This window comes from Rhizobium mesoamericanum STM3625 (assembly GCF_000312665.1).
Lineage (GTDB): Bacteria > Pseudomonadota > Alphaproteobacteria > Rhizobiales > Rhizobiaceae > Rhizobium > Rhizobium mesoamericanum.
The window spans coordinates 2,097,866-2,112,537 of sequence record NZ_HF536772.1 but is presented as its reverse complement, the minus strand read 5'-3'; the positions used below and the strand labels follow the sequence as shown (position 1 = coordinate 2,112,537).

Sequence of the window (14,672 nt, the reverse complement as noted above, 5' to 3'; positions counted from 1 at the left end):
CCACTGTCGGAACGTCAATGCCTGCACTCAGGCGACGTAACGGCGCAGCACTAACGAGGCATTCGTGCCGCCGAATCCAAAGGAGTTCGACAAGGCGACATTGACTTCTCGTTGCCGCGCCTTGTGCGGCACGAGATCGATCGCGGTCTCGCGCTCAGGATTGTCGAGATTGAGTGTTGGAGGCGCAACATTGTCTCGGATCGCAAGCGTTGCAAAGATCGCCTCGATCGCACCGGCGGCGCCGAGCAGGTGACCGGTCGCAGACTTCGTCGACGACATGGAGATCTTGGAGGCCGCATTGCCGACCAGCCGCTCGACAGCGCCAAGCTCGATCGTGTCGGCCATCGTCGACGTACCATGTGCGTTGATGTAGTCGACATCGGCGGGCGTCAAGCCGGCACGCTTCAACGCCATCGTCATGCAGCGCTGCGCGCCCTCGCCATCCTCGGAGGGCGCCGTAATGTGATAGGCGTCGCCGGAGAGGCCATAGCCGACAACTTCGGCATAGATCTTTGCGCCGCGGGCTTTGGCATGTACCAGCTCTTCAAGAACGACGATACCTGCCCCTTCGCCCATGACGAAGCCGTCGCGGTCCCTATCGTATGGACGCGATGCCTTGGTCGGGTCGTCGTTGTGCTGGGTCGAGAGCGCCTTGCAGGCGGCAAAACCGGCCAACGAGATACGGCTGACCGGGGATTCCGTGCCGCCGGCGACCATCACGTCGGCGTCGCCGAACGCGATGAGGCGGGCAGCGTCGCCAATCGCGTGAGCGCCGGTCGAGCATGCCGTGACGACCGAGTGGTTCGGACCGCGAAGCTTGTGGCGGATCGATACCTGACCCGACACGAGGTTGATCAGGCGACCGGGAATGAAGAATGGTGAAATGCGGCGCGGTCCCTTGTCACGCAGAGTGTAGCCAGCTTCGACAATACCTTCGATGCCGCCGATGCCGGACCCGATCAACACGCCAGTCGCGACCTGGTCCTCATCGCTTTCAGGATGCCAGTTCGCATCATTCAGCGCCATGTCGGCGGCTGCCATGCCATAAACAATAAAAGGATCGACCTTGCGCTGTTCCTTCGGCTCCATCCAGTCGTCGGCATTGAAGGTACCATCGCTGCCGTCGCCAACCGGAACACGGCAAGCAATCTTTGCGGGAAGATCGTCGACTTCGAACTCAGTGACCAGGCGGGCGCCGTTTTGACCCGCAAGCAAGCGGGACCACGTCACTTCCGTTCCGCATCCCAAGGGCGATACCATACCGGTACCTGTTATAACGACCCGTCTCATCGACTGCATTCCCCCGCCTTTTATGTTTTTGGAGAACCATGCCAGAAATAAAAAGGGCGGACTCCGGGTCCGCCCTTTCTCAAATGCTCAGGATTAAGCCTGAGCCTTTTCGATAAACTTCACGGCATCGCCAACCGTCAGGATCGAGTCTGCAGCATCGTCGGGAATCTCGACCCCGAATTCTTCTTCGAACGCCATGACCAGTTCGACGGTGTCGAGAGAGTCGGCGCCCAGATCGTCGATAAAGCTGGCGCTTTCGACAACCTTGTCGGCATCGACGCCAAGATGATCAATAACAATTTTCTTTACGCGTTCTGCGATATCGCTCATGTCGGTTTCCTCGACCTTATGTCCTGATCAGAATGCCTTTTGACATCCCTACCCTGTTTCAGCCTGCGGCGCCCCTTGAAGCCACCCTCGGCAAACTCTTTGAACCCGGCTACCAGAAATGTCCCAGGCTTGCACAAAAGCCCGCCGGTCCGTCTGCTTTCTCGGGAGACTGTTCACAGTCATGGCCCGCTTAACACGGTTTAAGTCTGCCGCAAAGCCAGAAAATCAACCCCATCGGGTTGGTCAACACGCTATTGCGGCGAAAACCGCCTCGACGGGCAGTTTCCTGTTTCAGATCATGGCCATGCCGCCGTTTACGTGCAGCGTCTGGCCTGTCATATAAGCGGCTTCCGACGAGGCAAGATAGGCAACCGCGGAGGCGACTTCCGCGCCTGTGCCCATGCGCTTCATCGGGATCGCTCCCATGATCGCTTCCTTCTGCTTGTCATTCAGCTTGCCGGTCATTGCGGACTCGATAAAGCCCGGCGCCACGCAGTTTACGGTGACGTTGCGGGTCGCAATCTCCTGTGCCAGCGACTTCGTGAAGCCAATCATGCCTGCCTTGGAGGCGCAGTAGTTGGCCTGGCCTGGATTGCCGGTGACGCCGACGACCGAGGTGATGTTGATGATGCGGCCATAGCGGCGGCGCATCATAGGATGCGTCAGCTCGCGCGTGAGGCGGAACATTGCGGTCAGGTTCACTTCGATGACGCTATCCCAATCCTCGTCGCTCATCCGCACGAACAGTCCGTCTTTGGTGATCCCGGCGTTGTTGACAAGGATATCGATGCCTTCGAGATCAGCCTCGGCCTTGACGCCGAGAGCCTTGACTTCGTCGCGGTTCGCGAGGTTGGCCGGGAAGATCTTTACGCGGTCGCCAAGCTCGTTGGCCAATGCCTCGAGCTTCTCGACGCGCGTGCCGTGCAGGCCGACGATGGCACCCTGCTTGTGCAGGATGCGGGTGATTTCTTCGCCAATGCCGCCAGAGGCGCCGGTAACCAGAGCCTTGCGGCCGGAAAGATCGAGCATGGAAGTGTTCCTTGTATTCGTTAAATCTGTCAAGCCAGGGCGGCAACGGCAGCGTCGATATCGGCGGGCGTATTGACGGCGATGCCGTTGACGGTCTTGTCGATGCGGCGTGCGAGGCCAGTCAGGACCTTACCAGAGCCGAGCTCATAAAGCGTTGTTGCGCCATTGGCCGCGAACCACTCGACGGTCTCGCGCCAGCGGACCTGGCCTGTCACCTGCTCCACGAGCAGCTTGGCGATCTCGTCGGCATCGCTAACCGGTGCGGCGCGCACGTTGGCGATAAGTGGCACGATCGGATTTGACTTCTCCACATGGGCCAGAGCATCGCGCATAGCTTCCGCAGCGGGTGTCATCAGCGAAGAATGAAAGGGAGCGGAGACCGGCAGCAGGATCGCGCGTTTGGCGCCCTTCGCGGTCGCGATTGCGGCGCCCTTTTCGACGGCTGCCTTCTCGCCCGAGACAACGATCTGGCCACCGCCATTGTCGTTGGCGATCTGGCAGGAGCCGACGGCAGAGACTTCTTGGCAAATGGCGATAACATCGGGATGCTCAAGACCGATGATGGCAGCCATGGCGCCGACGCCGACCGGCACGGCTTCCTGCATGGCGTTGCCGCGGATGCGCAGCAGTCGCGCGGTATCGGCCAGCGAGAAAGTGCCAGCGGCGCAGAGCGCGGAGTATTCGCCGAGCGAATGACCAGCGACGTAGGAGATCTTCGCCTTAAGATCGATGCCCTTGGCTTCGAGAACCCGGACCACTGCCATCGACACTGCCATCAGGGCCGGCTGCGCATTCGCCGTCAGCGTCAGCGTATCTTCCGGCCCGTTGAACATTGTCTCGGACAACTTCTCGCCCAGCGCTTCGTCGACTTCTTGGAAGACGGCGCGTGCCTCTGCGAAGTTTTCGGCGAGCTCCTTGCCCATGCCAACAGCCTGGCTGCCCTGACCGGGAAATGTAAAAGCGATGGTCATCCTATGTCCTTTTTAAATGGACCTCTGGTTATTTCGCCTCCAATTGACATTCTTTACTGCAGAGTCAAGTGCCGGAGCCCCGCGTTCCAAGGCTTTTGCTGGTGCGAGAAAGCCTCGCGATCCCTCTTGCGCTTGCGCAATTCCGGTCTAAATTTGCGCCGCCCTTTCAGACCGTTTCTTTTCCAGATCACTTTCAAGGCTTTCAGATGAAATACAGGAAACTTGGCCGCACGGATATTTCCGTGTCCGAAATCTGCCTCGGTACCATGACCTGGGGCACGCAAAACACCGAGATCGAAGCGCACGAGCAGATGGACTATTCCGTCGACAAAGGCGTCAACTTCTTCGACACGGCCGAGCTCTATCCGACTACGCCCGTTTCGGCGGAAACGCAGGGGCTGACCGAAGACTACATTGGCAGCTGGTTCCAGAAGACGGGCAAGCGCAAGGATATCGTGCTCGCCACGAAGGTTGCAGGCCCCGGCCGTTCGTACATCCGCAACGGTGACGGTGCCGATGCGAAGAATATTCGCCTCGCGATAGAGGCAAGCCTGAAGCGCCTGCGGACCGACTATGTCGACCTCTACCAGATTCATTGGCCGAGCCGCGGACATTTCCATTTCCGTCAGGCTTGGCACTACGACCCCTTCAAGCAGGACCGTGCCAAGTCCATCGCCAATATCACCGAGATATTGGAAACGATGGGTGCCCTTGTAAGAGAAGGCAAGGTTCGCGCCTTCGGCCTTTCCAACGAAACGACCTGGGGCACCCAGAAGTATCTGACGCTCGCAGAACAGCTCGGCCTGCCGCGCGTCGCCACGATCCAGAACGAATATAATCTGCTCTACCGCCACTACGATCTCGATCTGGCGGAGCTGTCGCATCAAGAGGATGTTGGTTTGCTCGCCTATTCCCCCCTCGCCGGCGGCATCCTGAGCGGCAAATATATCGACGGCGCCAAGCCGGAAGGCTCTCGTGGGGCGATCAATGGCGATCTCGGCGGTCGGCTGCAGCCTTTGCAGGAAGCACCGACGAAGGCTTATCTCGACATCGCCGCACGGCACGGACTCGATCCTGCTGCGATGGCGCTCGCCTTCTGCCTGCACCGCCGCTTCATGGCATCGGTGATCATCGGCGCGACGACGATGAAACAGCTCGAGACGGACCTGAGCTCCGTCCATCTCAAGCTGTCGCACGACGTTCTAGCGGAAATCGAGGCGGTCCATCGCCAGTACCCGATGCCGATCTAAGGCAACCGGACGGTGCATCACGATCTGGCCGTCGAGGGCCAGATCACTGCCGTGAAACCCATTGCATCGGGGGCCGCCTACGCAAGGGGCCACAACGACAAGTTTCGAGAACTTTGCCCGCGCGGCAATTTCCGCTTCTCCGTCCTGCGCAATTCAGCTAGGTTTACAGGGCTCTGTGTAGGGCCCCGGGGAGCTCATTCCGTGGAACGGAAGCTCGCAGTCATACTTGCCGGCGACGTGGCCGGTTACAGCCGCCTTGTTGCAGCCAACGAGGAGGATGCGCTTGCGACACTGAGCGTCTACAGCACAACGATTGGTGACCTCGTTTGCGAGCACGGCGGGCGGATTTTCGGCAGCTCCGGAGACAGCGTGGTGGCGGAATTCCACAGCGCAGTGCAAGGCGTTCGCGCAGCGGTCGCCATCCAGCGCGCGCTCAATCGTCGAAACGCCGATTTGCCTGTGGATCGCCGAATGGAGTTCCGCCTCGGGCTCAATCTCGGGGACGTCGTGGTTTCCGGAGACAACCTGCTCGGCGACGGGGTGAATGTCGCCGCCCGACTTCAGGAGGTGGCGCTGCCTTCGGGCATCTGCATCTCCGGCGCCTTGCGCGAGCAGATCGAAGGGAAGCTGGACTTCCCTCTCGTGCCGATGGGCGACCGTACGCTGAAGAACATTCCGCGCCCGGTGCCTGTGCATAAGGTCGATTGGACCGGCGAGGACCCTGTCGAGGGTGGCGCGCTTGGGGGGCCGCTCAGACTGCCTGACAAACCATCGATTGCGGTATTGCCCTTCGTCAACATGTCGGATGACCCCGAGCAGGAGTTTTTCGCCGATGGCTTGACCGAAGACATCATCACCGCGCTTTCGCTGTACCGCTGGTTTTTCGTCATCGCCCAGAATTCTTCCTTCGCCTATAAGGGGCGGGCTGTCGACGTGAAGCAGATTGGACGCGATCTCGGTGTCCGCTATCTCGTTGAGGGTAGTGTGCGTAGGTCCGGAACGCGGGTCCGCGTAACGGGGCAGCTGATCGAAGCGGAGAGCGGCGTTCACCTCTGGGCACAGCGCTACGACCGCGAGATCGCCGACATCTTTGTCATCCAGGACGAGCTTACCCAAAACGTCGTGGGCGCCATCGAGCCGGAAATCCTGATAGGCGAGAGCCGCCGGGCATTGCTCAGAACGACCGACAATCTTGATGCCTATGAAAGCCATATGCGCGGCACTTGGCTGCACAATGCGCAGGATACCGCCGAGCATTTCATCGAATCCATAGCATGGCATCGCCGAGCCATCGAGCTCGATCCCGAATTCGCACGCGCTCACATGATGCTGGCTCGCTCGCTCTACGCGCGCTGTTTCCACGGCTTCAGCGACGATGTCGACAGGGACAGCACGGAACTACGGGCGGAGGCAGAGCGCGCGGTGGCGCTCGATCCGCGCGATCCCTATTCCCACTACGCCATGTGTCTTGGCCACTTCGTCGCTCACAACGCCCAGGCGGCCGTCGAAGAGGCGCAGCAGGCGATCGATCTCAATCCCAATTTCGCCCTGGCGCATATGGGACTTGGGTGGGCCAGAATCTTCACCGGCCATTTCCCGGCAGCTTGCGATCCACTCCATATGGCCCTCCGGCTCAGCCCGCATGATCCCCTAGCCTACCTCATCCTCGACCGGCTGGCGCTGTCGAACTACCATCTCGGCAACTACGAGGAAGCGATTCACTATTCCGAACGCGGGCTTTCCCTGCGCCGCGCCTATTTCAATCGCGTCGTTCTTCTTGCGAGCCTGGGGCAACTGCAGCGGCACGAGGAGGCACAGCGCCTGATCCCCGAAATTCTTGCGAATGTGCCTGCCGATCTCGAGCACTACTGGCGGATGCTGACGCCTTATGTCATGCGTGACCACTACGACCATTTCGTAGACGGGCTGCGCAAGGCCGGGCTACCCTCGTTGAACTCGCAGCGAGAACATTGCTGACTGTCCCTTGCGTTTTCGCCAAAAATCCGTATAAGCCGCCCTGTTCGCAAACCCGGTCTTCTGGCTGGTGGCTGAACGGAGGGCCGGTTTCCCACTGGAAATCGTTCGGAACGGAAGCGTTCCAGCCTCCCGTGTCTCCGCTCTCGACCGTCTCGGAAACGCTTTTCTTGCCTGGGTCCGCCCATTCAGGAGCAGTCGTTGAGGCTTAGCCGCCGAATATCGGGTTGAATAAACGCAAGAAAGGCAAAGCTGTCATGGCTCTTTATGAACATGTATTCCTTGCCCGACAGGATATTTCCGCTCAGCAGGTCGATGCCCTCGTAGAACAGTACAAGGGCGTGATCGAAGCTAACGGCGGCAAGGTCGGGCGCATCGAGAACTGGGGCCTCAAGTCCCTCACCTACCGCATCAAGAAGAACCGCAAGGCTCACTACGTCCTCGTGGACATCGATGCACCGGCAGCTGCCGTCCAGGAAATGGAACGCCAGATGCGCATCAGCGAAGACGTCCTGCGTTACATGACGATCGCCGTTGAAAAGCACGAAGAAGGCCCGTCTGCCATGATGCAGAAGCGCGACCGCGACGACCGCGGCCCGCGTGATGGCGCCGACCGTGGCCCGCGTCGCGAATTTGGTGACCGTCCGCCGCGTCGTGACGGCGACTTCCAGCGCGGCCCGCGTCCGGACCGCGCTCCCCGCGAAGACCGTGCATAAGGAGAACTGAGAATGTCTGAATCTTCCTCCGCACCGGTTCGCCGCCCGTTCCACCGTCGTCGCAAGACTTGCCCGTTCTCCGGCGCAAACGCTCCGCGTATCGACTACAAGGACGTTCGTCTCCTGCAGCGCTACATTTCCGAGCGCGGCAAGATCGTTCCTTCCCGTATCACAGCTGTTTCGCAGAAGAAGCAGCGCGAGCTCGCTCAGGCGATCAAGCGCGCTCGTTTCCTCGGCCTGCTGCCGTACGTCGTCGCCTAACCGGCTGACGAAACCAAATCGAGGGAAGGCAGCGATGCCTTCCCTTCTCCCTTTCGCGATGGGCGCGGATCGGAACTCTTAAAACCCATGTTGAGGCCTTTCTGAAAACGATTCAGAAGAACCCTCTAACTGCTTGATGAAGCAGGACAGCGACCGTGAGCCAACTGAACACAAAAACGCTAGGCATCGGCGCGCTCGCCGGATTGACCGCTGCACTTCTGGTGCTCGGCGCGAGCCTGCAGCCGTCGTTCAGTGCGGTCCTTTATGCCGCTTCGGCACTTCCCATTCTTCTCGTCGGCCTCGGCTGGGGCAACATGGCGGCAATCGCTGCCGTCGTCACCGCCGCTGCAGTCGGCGCGATCGCCATCTCGCCCTCCTTCGCGCTGATGATGACGCTGGTCACGCTGTTGCCGGCCGGGTGGCTGAGCCACCTTGCAAACCTTGCCCGCCCGGCCTCCGAACTTGGCGGCCCCGAACATCTGATGGCTTGGTATCCACTTTCAGATATCCTGCTGCACCTCTGCGGCCTCGTTACGATCGCCGTGATCGTCGTCGGCGTGATGATCGGCTACGGTCCTGAACTCATTGATCGCCTGGTCGATGTCCTGTTCGGCTCGCTTGCACAGCAGCAGCCCGAGTTTTCGCCTGATCCGGCAGTGACGACGCAAACCAAATCGCTCGTTCTGCTCATGCTGCCTGCCATCCAGGGCGGCATGTGGGTGGTCATGCTGTTTGCTGCCTACTACATCGCGGCCCGGATCGTCAGTGCATCCGGCCGTAGCCTGCGTCCACGCGAGGATATCGCTTCGGCGCTGCGCATGAACCGCAATTCGATCTTCGTTTTTCTCGTTGGTCTTGCCGCCACTTTCTTCGGCGGCATGCCGGCGATGATCGGAGCAACCGTCGTTGGCACCTTCGGCGCCGGCTTCCTGCTTTCCGGCTTCGCCGCGCTGCACTTCCGCACGCGCGGCAAGGATTGGCGCCTTCCGGCGCTCATCCTCTGCTACCTGGCATCGCTCGTCCTGATGGTGCCAGCCCTTTTCATCCTCGTGGTGGGCTTGAGTGATACCCGCAAGGCGATCGCGCTGACCCCGAACAAGGATGTCGATGCCCCCAAACAGACAAATTCGAAAATCTAGAGACACGAAAGGAAACGAACATGGAAGTTATTCTTCTTGAACGCATCTCCAAGCTCGGCCAGATGGGCGAAACCGTAAAGGTTCGCGACGGCTTCGCTCGTAACTACCTCCTGCCGCTCGGCAAGGCACTTCGCGCCAACGATGCCAACAAGAAGCGTTTCGAGTCCGAGCGTGCAACGCTCGAAGCTCGTAACCTCGAGCGCAAGTCGGAAGCACAGAAGGTCGCCGACGTTCTCGACGGCAAGTCCTTCATCGTCGTTCGCTCCGCCGGCGAAACCGGCCAACTGTACGGCTCGGTTGCCGCTCGCGACGTCGTTGACATCCTTGCTGCTGAAGGCTTCAACATCGGCCGCAACCAAGTTCACCTGAACACGCCGATCAAGGCCATTGGCCTGCACAAGGTTGAGCTGCAGCTCCACGCTGAAGTCGAAATCCACGTCGAGCTCAATGTTGCTCGTTCGGCTGAAGAAGCGGGCCGTCAGGCCAAGGGCGAAACCCTCACCTCGGTCGATGCCATCTATGGTGTTGACGAAGACGCCCTGCGGCCGGAAGACTTCTTCGATCCAGAAGCCGACCTCGAAGGCGACGAAGCTTAATTTTTCCGAGAAGATCCTCTCTGGAAATGGACGAAAGCCCGGCTCGCGCCGGGCTTTCTTCCTATTTGGCGGCTGTGTTCTGCTGCGGTGGAGCGCTCTTGTCGACGTCGACGACGACGGAGAGCCCCGGCCCCAGATCCTTGACGACCGGCTGGTCGGGATCAAAACGGATGCGCACGCCGACGCGCTGTGCGATCTTCACAAAATTGCCCGTCGCATTGTCGGCCTTGATGACCGCGAACTCCGACCCGGCTGCGGGGGAGAAACGCTCGATGTATCCCCTCAGTTTCTGCTTACCGAGCGCATCGACCGTGATGGTCACCGGCTGCCCGACCTGCATACCGTACAGCTGCGTCTCCTTGAAATTCGCGACAACCCAGACATCCTCCGGCACAACCGCCATGAGCTGCGTTCCCGCTGTGACATATTGCCCGACTCGTACACCGACTTCTCCGAGGTGACCGTCACGCGGCGCGACAATCCTGGTATTCTGCAGGTCGATTTCCGCCAGATGCACCGCCGCTTCCGCGCTTGCGACATTGGCTTCGAGAAGCGAGCGATTGACGATGATCGTTACAAGGTTCTGCTTGGAAACCTCAAGCGCAGCCTTTGCCTGGCTTAAGGCCGCCTTGGCCTGGTCGAGCGTCGCCTGCGCGGCCTCTATCTCACTCTGCGATGCAATGCCGCGGTTGCTGAGGTTGTTCACGCGATCCCAGGCCTGCTGCGCGCGCGTCAACGCTGCGTTTGCGCTATCGATCTGCGCCTCGCTGGAGGCGATGCTCGCCTTTGCCGCAAGCTCGGACTGGCGGGAATTCTCCAGCGACGCCTTCTGCCCATCGAGCGCCGCACGCGCCTGGGCAAGCCTTTGGGCGTAAATGCGGTCGTCGATCTGCACAAGCGTATCGCCCTGCTTGACCTGCTGATAGTCCTTCACGAGCACATCGACGACATATCCACTGACCTGCGGGCTCATAATCGTAACATAGCCCCGAACATAGGCGTTGTCTGTGGTTTCAACCGACGTGACAAACGGCGGCAGGCGCCATGCATAGAGAACAAGAAGGATACCGGCGATGCCGGCGAGGATTGCGATGATAGTCGTGGGAGACCGAGGAAACTTCAACATGCTGGGACCCCTGAGATCACGATTGAGCGGGCATTGCATCGGGCTGGCTTGACCGTGGCCAAGGTAGCCGGCGCCACGCTTGATGGAGAAGAATGACGATCAGGCCGAAGACGGAGGAGTAGCCGATGATGAGGAAAGTGTCGTTGTAGGCGAGAATATAAGCCTCGCGGCTGACCTGCTGAGCGAGCAGCACCAAACCTTCGGCGTTAAGCAGCATCTTGTCGCCGAGCACCTTGCCATACGCCGCGCTCAACTGGGAGACGCGCTGCGCCACGATCGGGTCCTGTAGCAGGATATGCTCGACGAGCACGTTCGAGTGGAACTTCTCCCGAATTGTCACGAACGTCCCGAGCATCGCGGAGGCGAAGAGCGAGCCAATGCTTTGCGTGAACACGAAGATTACCAGGAAGTTAACAATATATTGCCCGCCTCGGGAGATCGCGGCCCTAAAGCCATTCGCCATAACAGGCGGCAGGAACATCGCCGCGCCCGCGGCGACCATCGCCTGGCTTAGAAACATCTGAGGCGGTCGCGTCAGGCTCGTCGACTGGCTGTCGAGAAAGGCGCCGCCCGCAATGAGGGCGAGCGCCAGCACATGGGCGGTCTCGACATAGCGTGTCGTCATCAGAAACGCGCAAAACAGCCCACCAACCAAAGAGGCGAATAGAATGATCGCATAAAGGGTCACTGTCTGATCGTTTAGAAGCCCCAGCTGCTGATAGAAGCTGGCTGCCGATGAGGACTGCTCCGAGGAGACGAAGCGGAAGAGAAGCAGGACGCCCGCCATGCGCATATTGGCGCCCGAAAACAGCCAGCGGAAATCGATCAAGGGACTGGTGCGGGGCAGCTCGATCGCCAGCATGAGTGCAAGCGAGCCGACCGATATCGCCAGCAAAACGCCGATCCAGGGCGCCTCGAACCACCAATAGAGCCGGCCCAGTGTCAGTACAACGGCAAGACAGCCAAAGCCGACTGCAAGCAAGAGATAGCTCAGTATGTCATGTCGTTGAATGACGTTTGCCCGAGGCGGCGCCGTGAGCGGCAGTAGGTAGATGATCGGAAAGACAATGAGCGCGAGCCCCATCTCGAACATATAGAGCGCCCGATACCCGCCGAAGTGCAACAGTGTGGGTGAGACGATGCGCGCAATGGGAGACGCAAACAGCGTGCTCATCAAGGCGAAACTGATCCCAAGCGAGAGCTTCTTTTCCTGAGGAAAGGGTTCCAACATGTACAGGAAGCCGAGCGTCGAAAGAGGTGCAGCTGCCATGCCGCTCAGGGCGCGCACGACGATCGCGGAATGCAGGTCGGTGATGAGGAGATTGAGTACCGCCGCAACGACGAAACAGATAATGCCGAGTTCCGCGAAACGCCGAAGACCGTACTGGGTTCGGATCTTGAAGAGTGCAATCGACATGCTGGCGTAGGGTGCCATATAGGCCGCCGAGAGCCAGGATATTTCGGTCGTGGTCGCGGAAAACGAGCCTTGCAGCTGATAGATGTTGGCGGTCAGCAGGTTCATGCCAAGGCCCTGCGTCAGAAAAAGCAGAACCGAGGCGCCCATGTAAAGCGGCCTCTTCCAGGCTGGCATCGCCACGCCCGCTATAGGTGGCTGCTGCTGTTGTGCGTCCAGCTTCGCCGTCTCGGCGAGCCTTGGCGCCACAGTGTCGTTGTCGGTTTGGGCGAGGCTCATCGGCAGGACCTCAAATTCCGCGAATGCCCTGTAGGTTGGCTTGCATGGCGCGTATCACGTCCAAGGTAGTCTTCAGATCATTTTCGGGAATACCGGCGATGACCTGCGCCCGCACTTTCACGGCAATGTCGTCGATCTCACCGGCCACGACCTTGCCGGTTTCGGTGATGTAGATTTCCTTGGCGCGCCGATCCGAGCCCGCGACACGCCTCTGGACGTAACCCTGCCCTTCCATCGCATCGAGAATCCTGACGAGCGTTGGCGTCTCAAGCTCCAGCTTGTCGGCCAGTTCTCGCTGGTTGATCCCGTCCTTCTTGTTGAGCGTGAAAAAGACGCGGGCACGCGGCAACGTCATATTGCGCTCCCGCACTATCTTGTCGAAGACGGCCCTGAGCTTGCGATTGAACGCTGCAAGGTCTTCGATGAGCTCACGTCCGAGAACGGGATTTCCCATATATTCCAGCCCTATTTTGTTAGTGCACTAATTATATCGTTGCTACCTATACTGTTTTCCAGTCTTTTTCAAGAGGCGACGGCCTCTGTTCGGGTGCAAGTCTCCCCCTGCAGGCTTACACTACCACGTGAGGCACGATGGAAGTGAGTCGTTTCTCGCCGTGTTCCGCAGGTGACACTTTCGGTATTTTTGTACCGACCACAAGTGCAGCTGTGGAGAAGTCGAACAACGGGCAAAGCCTCCCGGTATCGACGGTGGCGTGGATGGGACCTCGTTTCCGCCCTTGATTTTGTTGCTTCTACGCGCCACACCCGAAGCTGAAGAAGACAGAACGGATTACGATGAACGACGTCGCTCGAAAGATTGCCGCCGTTGCTCCCGCGGAGCAGCACTACCGGGAAGCGCCCAACAATATCGAAGCCGAACAGGCGCTTCTTGGCGCGATCCTGATGAACAATGACGCCTATTACCGGGTGTCAGACTTCCTGAAGCCGATCCATCTTTACGAACCACTGCACCGCAAGATCTTCGAAGTCGCGGGCGACATCATCCGCATGGGCAAGATCGCCAATCCGGTGACGATCAAGACCTTCCTGAAGGCCGACGAGAAGGTCGGCGATATGACCGTCTCCGAATACCTCGCACGCCTTGCCCGTGAAGCCGTCACAATCATCAACGCAGAGGACTACGGCCGGGCGATCTACGACCTGGCACTGCGCCGCGCGCTGATCACGATCGGCGAAGACGTCGTCAATATCGCTTATGACGCGCCGCTCGACATGCCGCCGCAGGCGCAGATCGAGGATACCGAGCGCCGTCTATTCGAACTTGCCGAAAATGGCCGCTATGACGGTGGCTTCCAGTCGTTCAACGACGCGGTGGCGCTGGCGATCGACATGGCCGCCGTCGCCAAGGAACGCGATGGCGGCCTGTCGGGTATCTCGACTGGCATTCTCTCGCTAGACAGCAAGATGGGCGGTCTGCAGCGCTCCGACTTGATCGTGCTTGCCGGCCGTCCTGGTATGGGCAAGACTTCGCTCGCCACCAACATCGCCTACAACATTGCCGCCGCCTACGAGGGCGAGGTGCAGCCGGACGGCAGCATGAAGGCAAAGCAAGGTGGCGTCGTCGGTTTCTACTCGCTTGAAATGTCATCCGAACAGCTGGCCACCCGTATCATCTCCGAGCAGACGGAGGTCTCCTCCTCGAAGATCCGCCGCGGCGACATCAACGATGCCGATTTCGAAAAGCTCGTCGCCTGCTCAATGATGATGCAGAAGGTGCCGCTCTACATTGACCAGACCGGCGGCATTTCAATCGCCCAGTTATCGGCACGCGCCCGCCGGCTGAAGCGCCAGCGCGGCCTCGACTGCCTGGTGGTTGACTATATCCAGCTGATGACCGGCTCGGGCAAGTCGGGCGAAAACCGCGTGCAGGAAATCACCCAGATTACCACCGGCTTGAAAGCGCTCGGCAAGGAACTCAACGTCCCGATCATTGCGCTCTCTCAGCTCTCGCGTCAGGTGGAAAGCCGCGACGACAAGCGCCCGCAGCTCTCCGACCTTCGTGAATCGGGCTCGATCGAGCAGGACGCCGACGTGGTGCTCTTTGTGTTCCGCGAGGAATATTACGTCAAGAATCTCGAGCCTCGCGATCCGAACGATCCCAAGTATGCAGAATGGGAAGCGCAGTTCGAAAAGTGCAAGGGCACAGCCGATGTCATTATTGCCAAGCAGCGCCACGGACCGACTGGAACGGTGAAGCTCGCCTTCCAGTCGGAGTTCACGCGATTTGCCGATCTCGCCGACCCCTCCTTCATCCAGTACGAAGAGCACTGACGAGA

Annotated in this window: 14 protein-coding genes; 7 read left to right on the top strand and 7 right to left on the bottom strand. The window is 59.7% G+C overall.

Going from position 1 to position 14,672, the window contains the following annotated elements; translation table 11 throughout:
- Positions 1 to 27 precede the first annotated feature (27 nt).
- The 4 genes from fabF to fabD all read right to left on the bottom strand — a co-directional run bounded on the left by fabF (position 28) and on the right by fabD (position 3,620).
- On the bottom strand, positions 28 to 1,290 hold the full coding sequence (gene fabF, locus BN77_RS10260) for a beta-ketoacyl-ACP synthase II (protein WP_040677682.1): 1,263 nt from the start codon (positions 1,288 to 1,290) through the stop codon (positions 28 to 30).
- Positions 1,291 to 1,383: 93 nt separating this feature from the next.
- Positions 1,384 to 1,620, bottom strand: coding sequence for an acyl carrier protein (locus BN77_RS10255; protein WP_003547058.1), 237 nt, complete (start codon positions 1,618 to 1,620; stop codon positions 1,384 to 1,386).
- Between the two features lie 291 nt (positions 1,621 to 1,911).
- Positions 1,912 to 2,649 (bottom strand): 3-oxoacyl-[acyl-carrier-protein] reductase, encoded by a 738-nt coding sequence (fabG, locus tag BN77_RS10250; protein ID WP_007531298.1) that lies wholly within the window; start codon positions 2,647 to 2,649, stop codon positions 1,912 to 1,914.
- Positions 2,650 to 2,678: 29 nt separating this feature from the next.
- Positions 2,679 to 3,620, bottom strand: a complete 942-nt coding sequence (gene fabD / locus BN77_RS10245; RefSeq protein ID WP_007531296.1) for an ACP S-malonyltransferase — start codon at positions 3,618 to 3,620, stop codon at positions 2,679 to 2,681.
- A 206-nt stretch (positions 3,621 to 3,826) separates the two neighbouring features.
- Here fabD and BN77_RS10240 point away from each other — a divergent pair, with 206 nt between their 5' ends.
- The 6 genes from BN77_RS10240 (at position 3,827) to rplI (ending at position 9,556) form a co-directional block, all read left to right on the top strand.
- A complete protein-coding gene (locus BN77_RS10240) occupies positions 3,827 to 4,870 on the top strand; it encodes an aldo/keto reductase (RefSeq protein WP_040677680.1) in 1,044 nt (347 codons plus the stop codon).
- Positions 4,871 to 5,071: 201 nt separating this feature from the next.
- Positions 5,072 to 6,847, top strand: coding sequence for an adenylate/guanylate cyclase domain-containing protein (locus BN77_RS10235; protein WP_007531291.1), 1,776 nt, complete (start codon positions 5,072 to 5,074; stop codon positions 6,845 to 6,847).
- Between the two features lie 254 nt (positions 6,848 to 7,101).
- A complete protein-coding gene (gene rpsF / locus BN77_RS10230; RefSeq protein ID WP_007531289.1) occupies positions 7,102 to 7,560 on the top strand; it encodes a 30S ribosomal protein S6 in 459 nt (152 codons plus the stop codon).
- Positions 7,561 to 7,572: 12 nt separating this feature from the next.
- On the top strand, positions 7,573 to 7,821 hold the full coding sequence (gene rpsR, locus BN77_RS10225; protein WP_007531286.1) for a 30S ribosomal protein S18: 249 nt from the start codon (positions 7,573 to 7,575) through the stop codon (positions 7,819 to 7,821).
- Positions 7,822 to 7,976: 155 nt separating this feature from the next.
- Positions 7,977 to 8,960: a DUF2232 domain-containing protein gene (locus tag BN77_RS10220; RefSeq protein WP_007531282.1), complete on the top strand. Its 984-nt coding sequence runs from the start codon at positions 7,977 to 7,979 to the stop codon at positions 8,958 to 8,960.
- A 20-nt stretch (positions 8,961 to 8,980) separates the two neighbouring features.
- Positions 8,981 to 9,556, top strand: a complete 576-nt coding sequence (gene rplI, locus BN77_RS10215) for a 50S ribosomal protein L9 (RefSeq protein ID WP_007531280.1) — start codon at positions 8,981 to 8,983, stop codon at positions 9,554 to 9,556.
- 61 nt (positions 9,557 to 9,617) lie between these two features.
- On the opposite strand, the gene BN77_RS10210 is transcribed toward rplI, so the two are convergent.
- Genes BN77_RS10210 through BN77_RS10200 form a run of 3 tightly spaced genes read right to left on the bottom strand, consistent with a single transcriptional unit; the run spans position 9,618 to position 12,829 of the window.
- Complete coding sequence (locus BN77_RS10210) at positions 9,618 to 10,682, bottom strand: HlyD family secretion protein (RefSeq protein ID WP_007531278.1); 1,065 nt, start codon at positions 10,680 to 10,682, stop codon at positions 9,618 to 9,620.
- Positions 10,683 to 10,698: 16 nt separating this feature from the next.
- The gene (locus BN77_RS10205) at positions 10,699 to 12,375 is read right to left on the bottom strand and encodes an MFS transporter (protein ID WP_007531276.1); all 1,677 of its coding nucleotides are present in this window, start codon (positions 12,373 to 12,375) and stop codon (positions 10,699 to 10,701) included.
- A 10-nt stretch (positions 12,376 to 12,385) separates the two neighbouring features.
- Positions 12,386 to 12,829 (bottom strand): MarR family winged helix-turn-helix transcriptional regulator, encoded by a 444-nt coding sequence (locus tag BN77_RS10200; RefSeq protein ID WP_007531274.1) that lies wholly within the window; start codon positions 12,827 to 12,829, stop codon positions 12,386 to 12,388.
- A gap of 341 nt (positions 12,830 to 13,170) precedes the next feature.
- Between BN77_RS10200 and BN77_RS10195 the strand changes: the two genes are divergently transcribed.
- Entirely contained in the window at positions 13,171 to 14,667 is a 1,497-nt protein-coding gene (locus BN77_RS10195) for a replicative DNA helicase (RefSeq protein WP_007531272.1), read from the top strand.
- Positions 14,668 to 14,672: the final 5 nt, after the last annotated feature.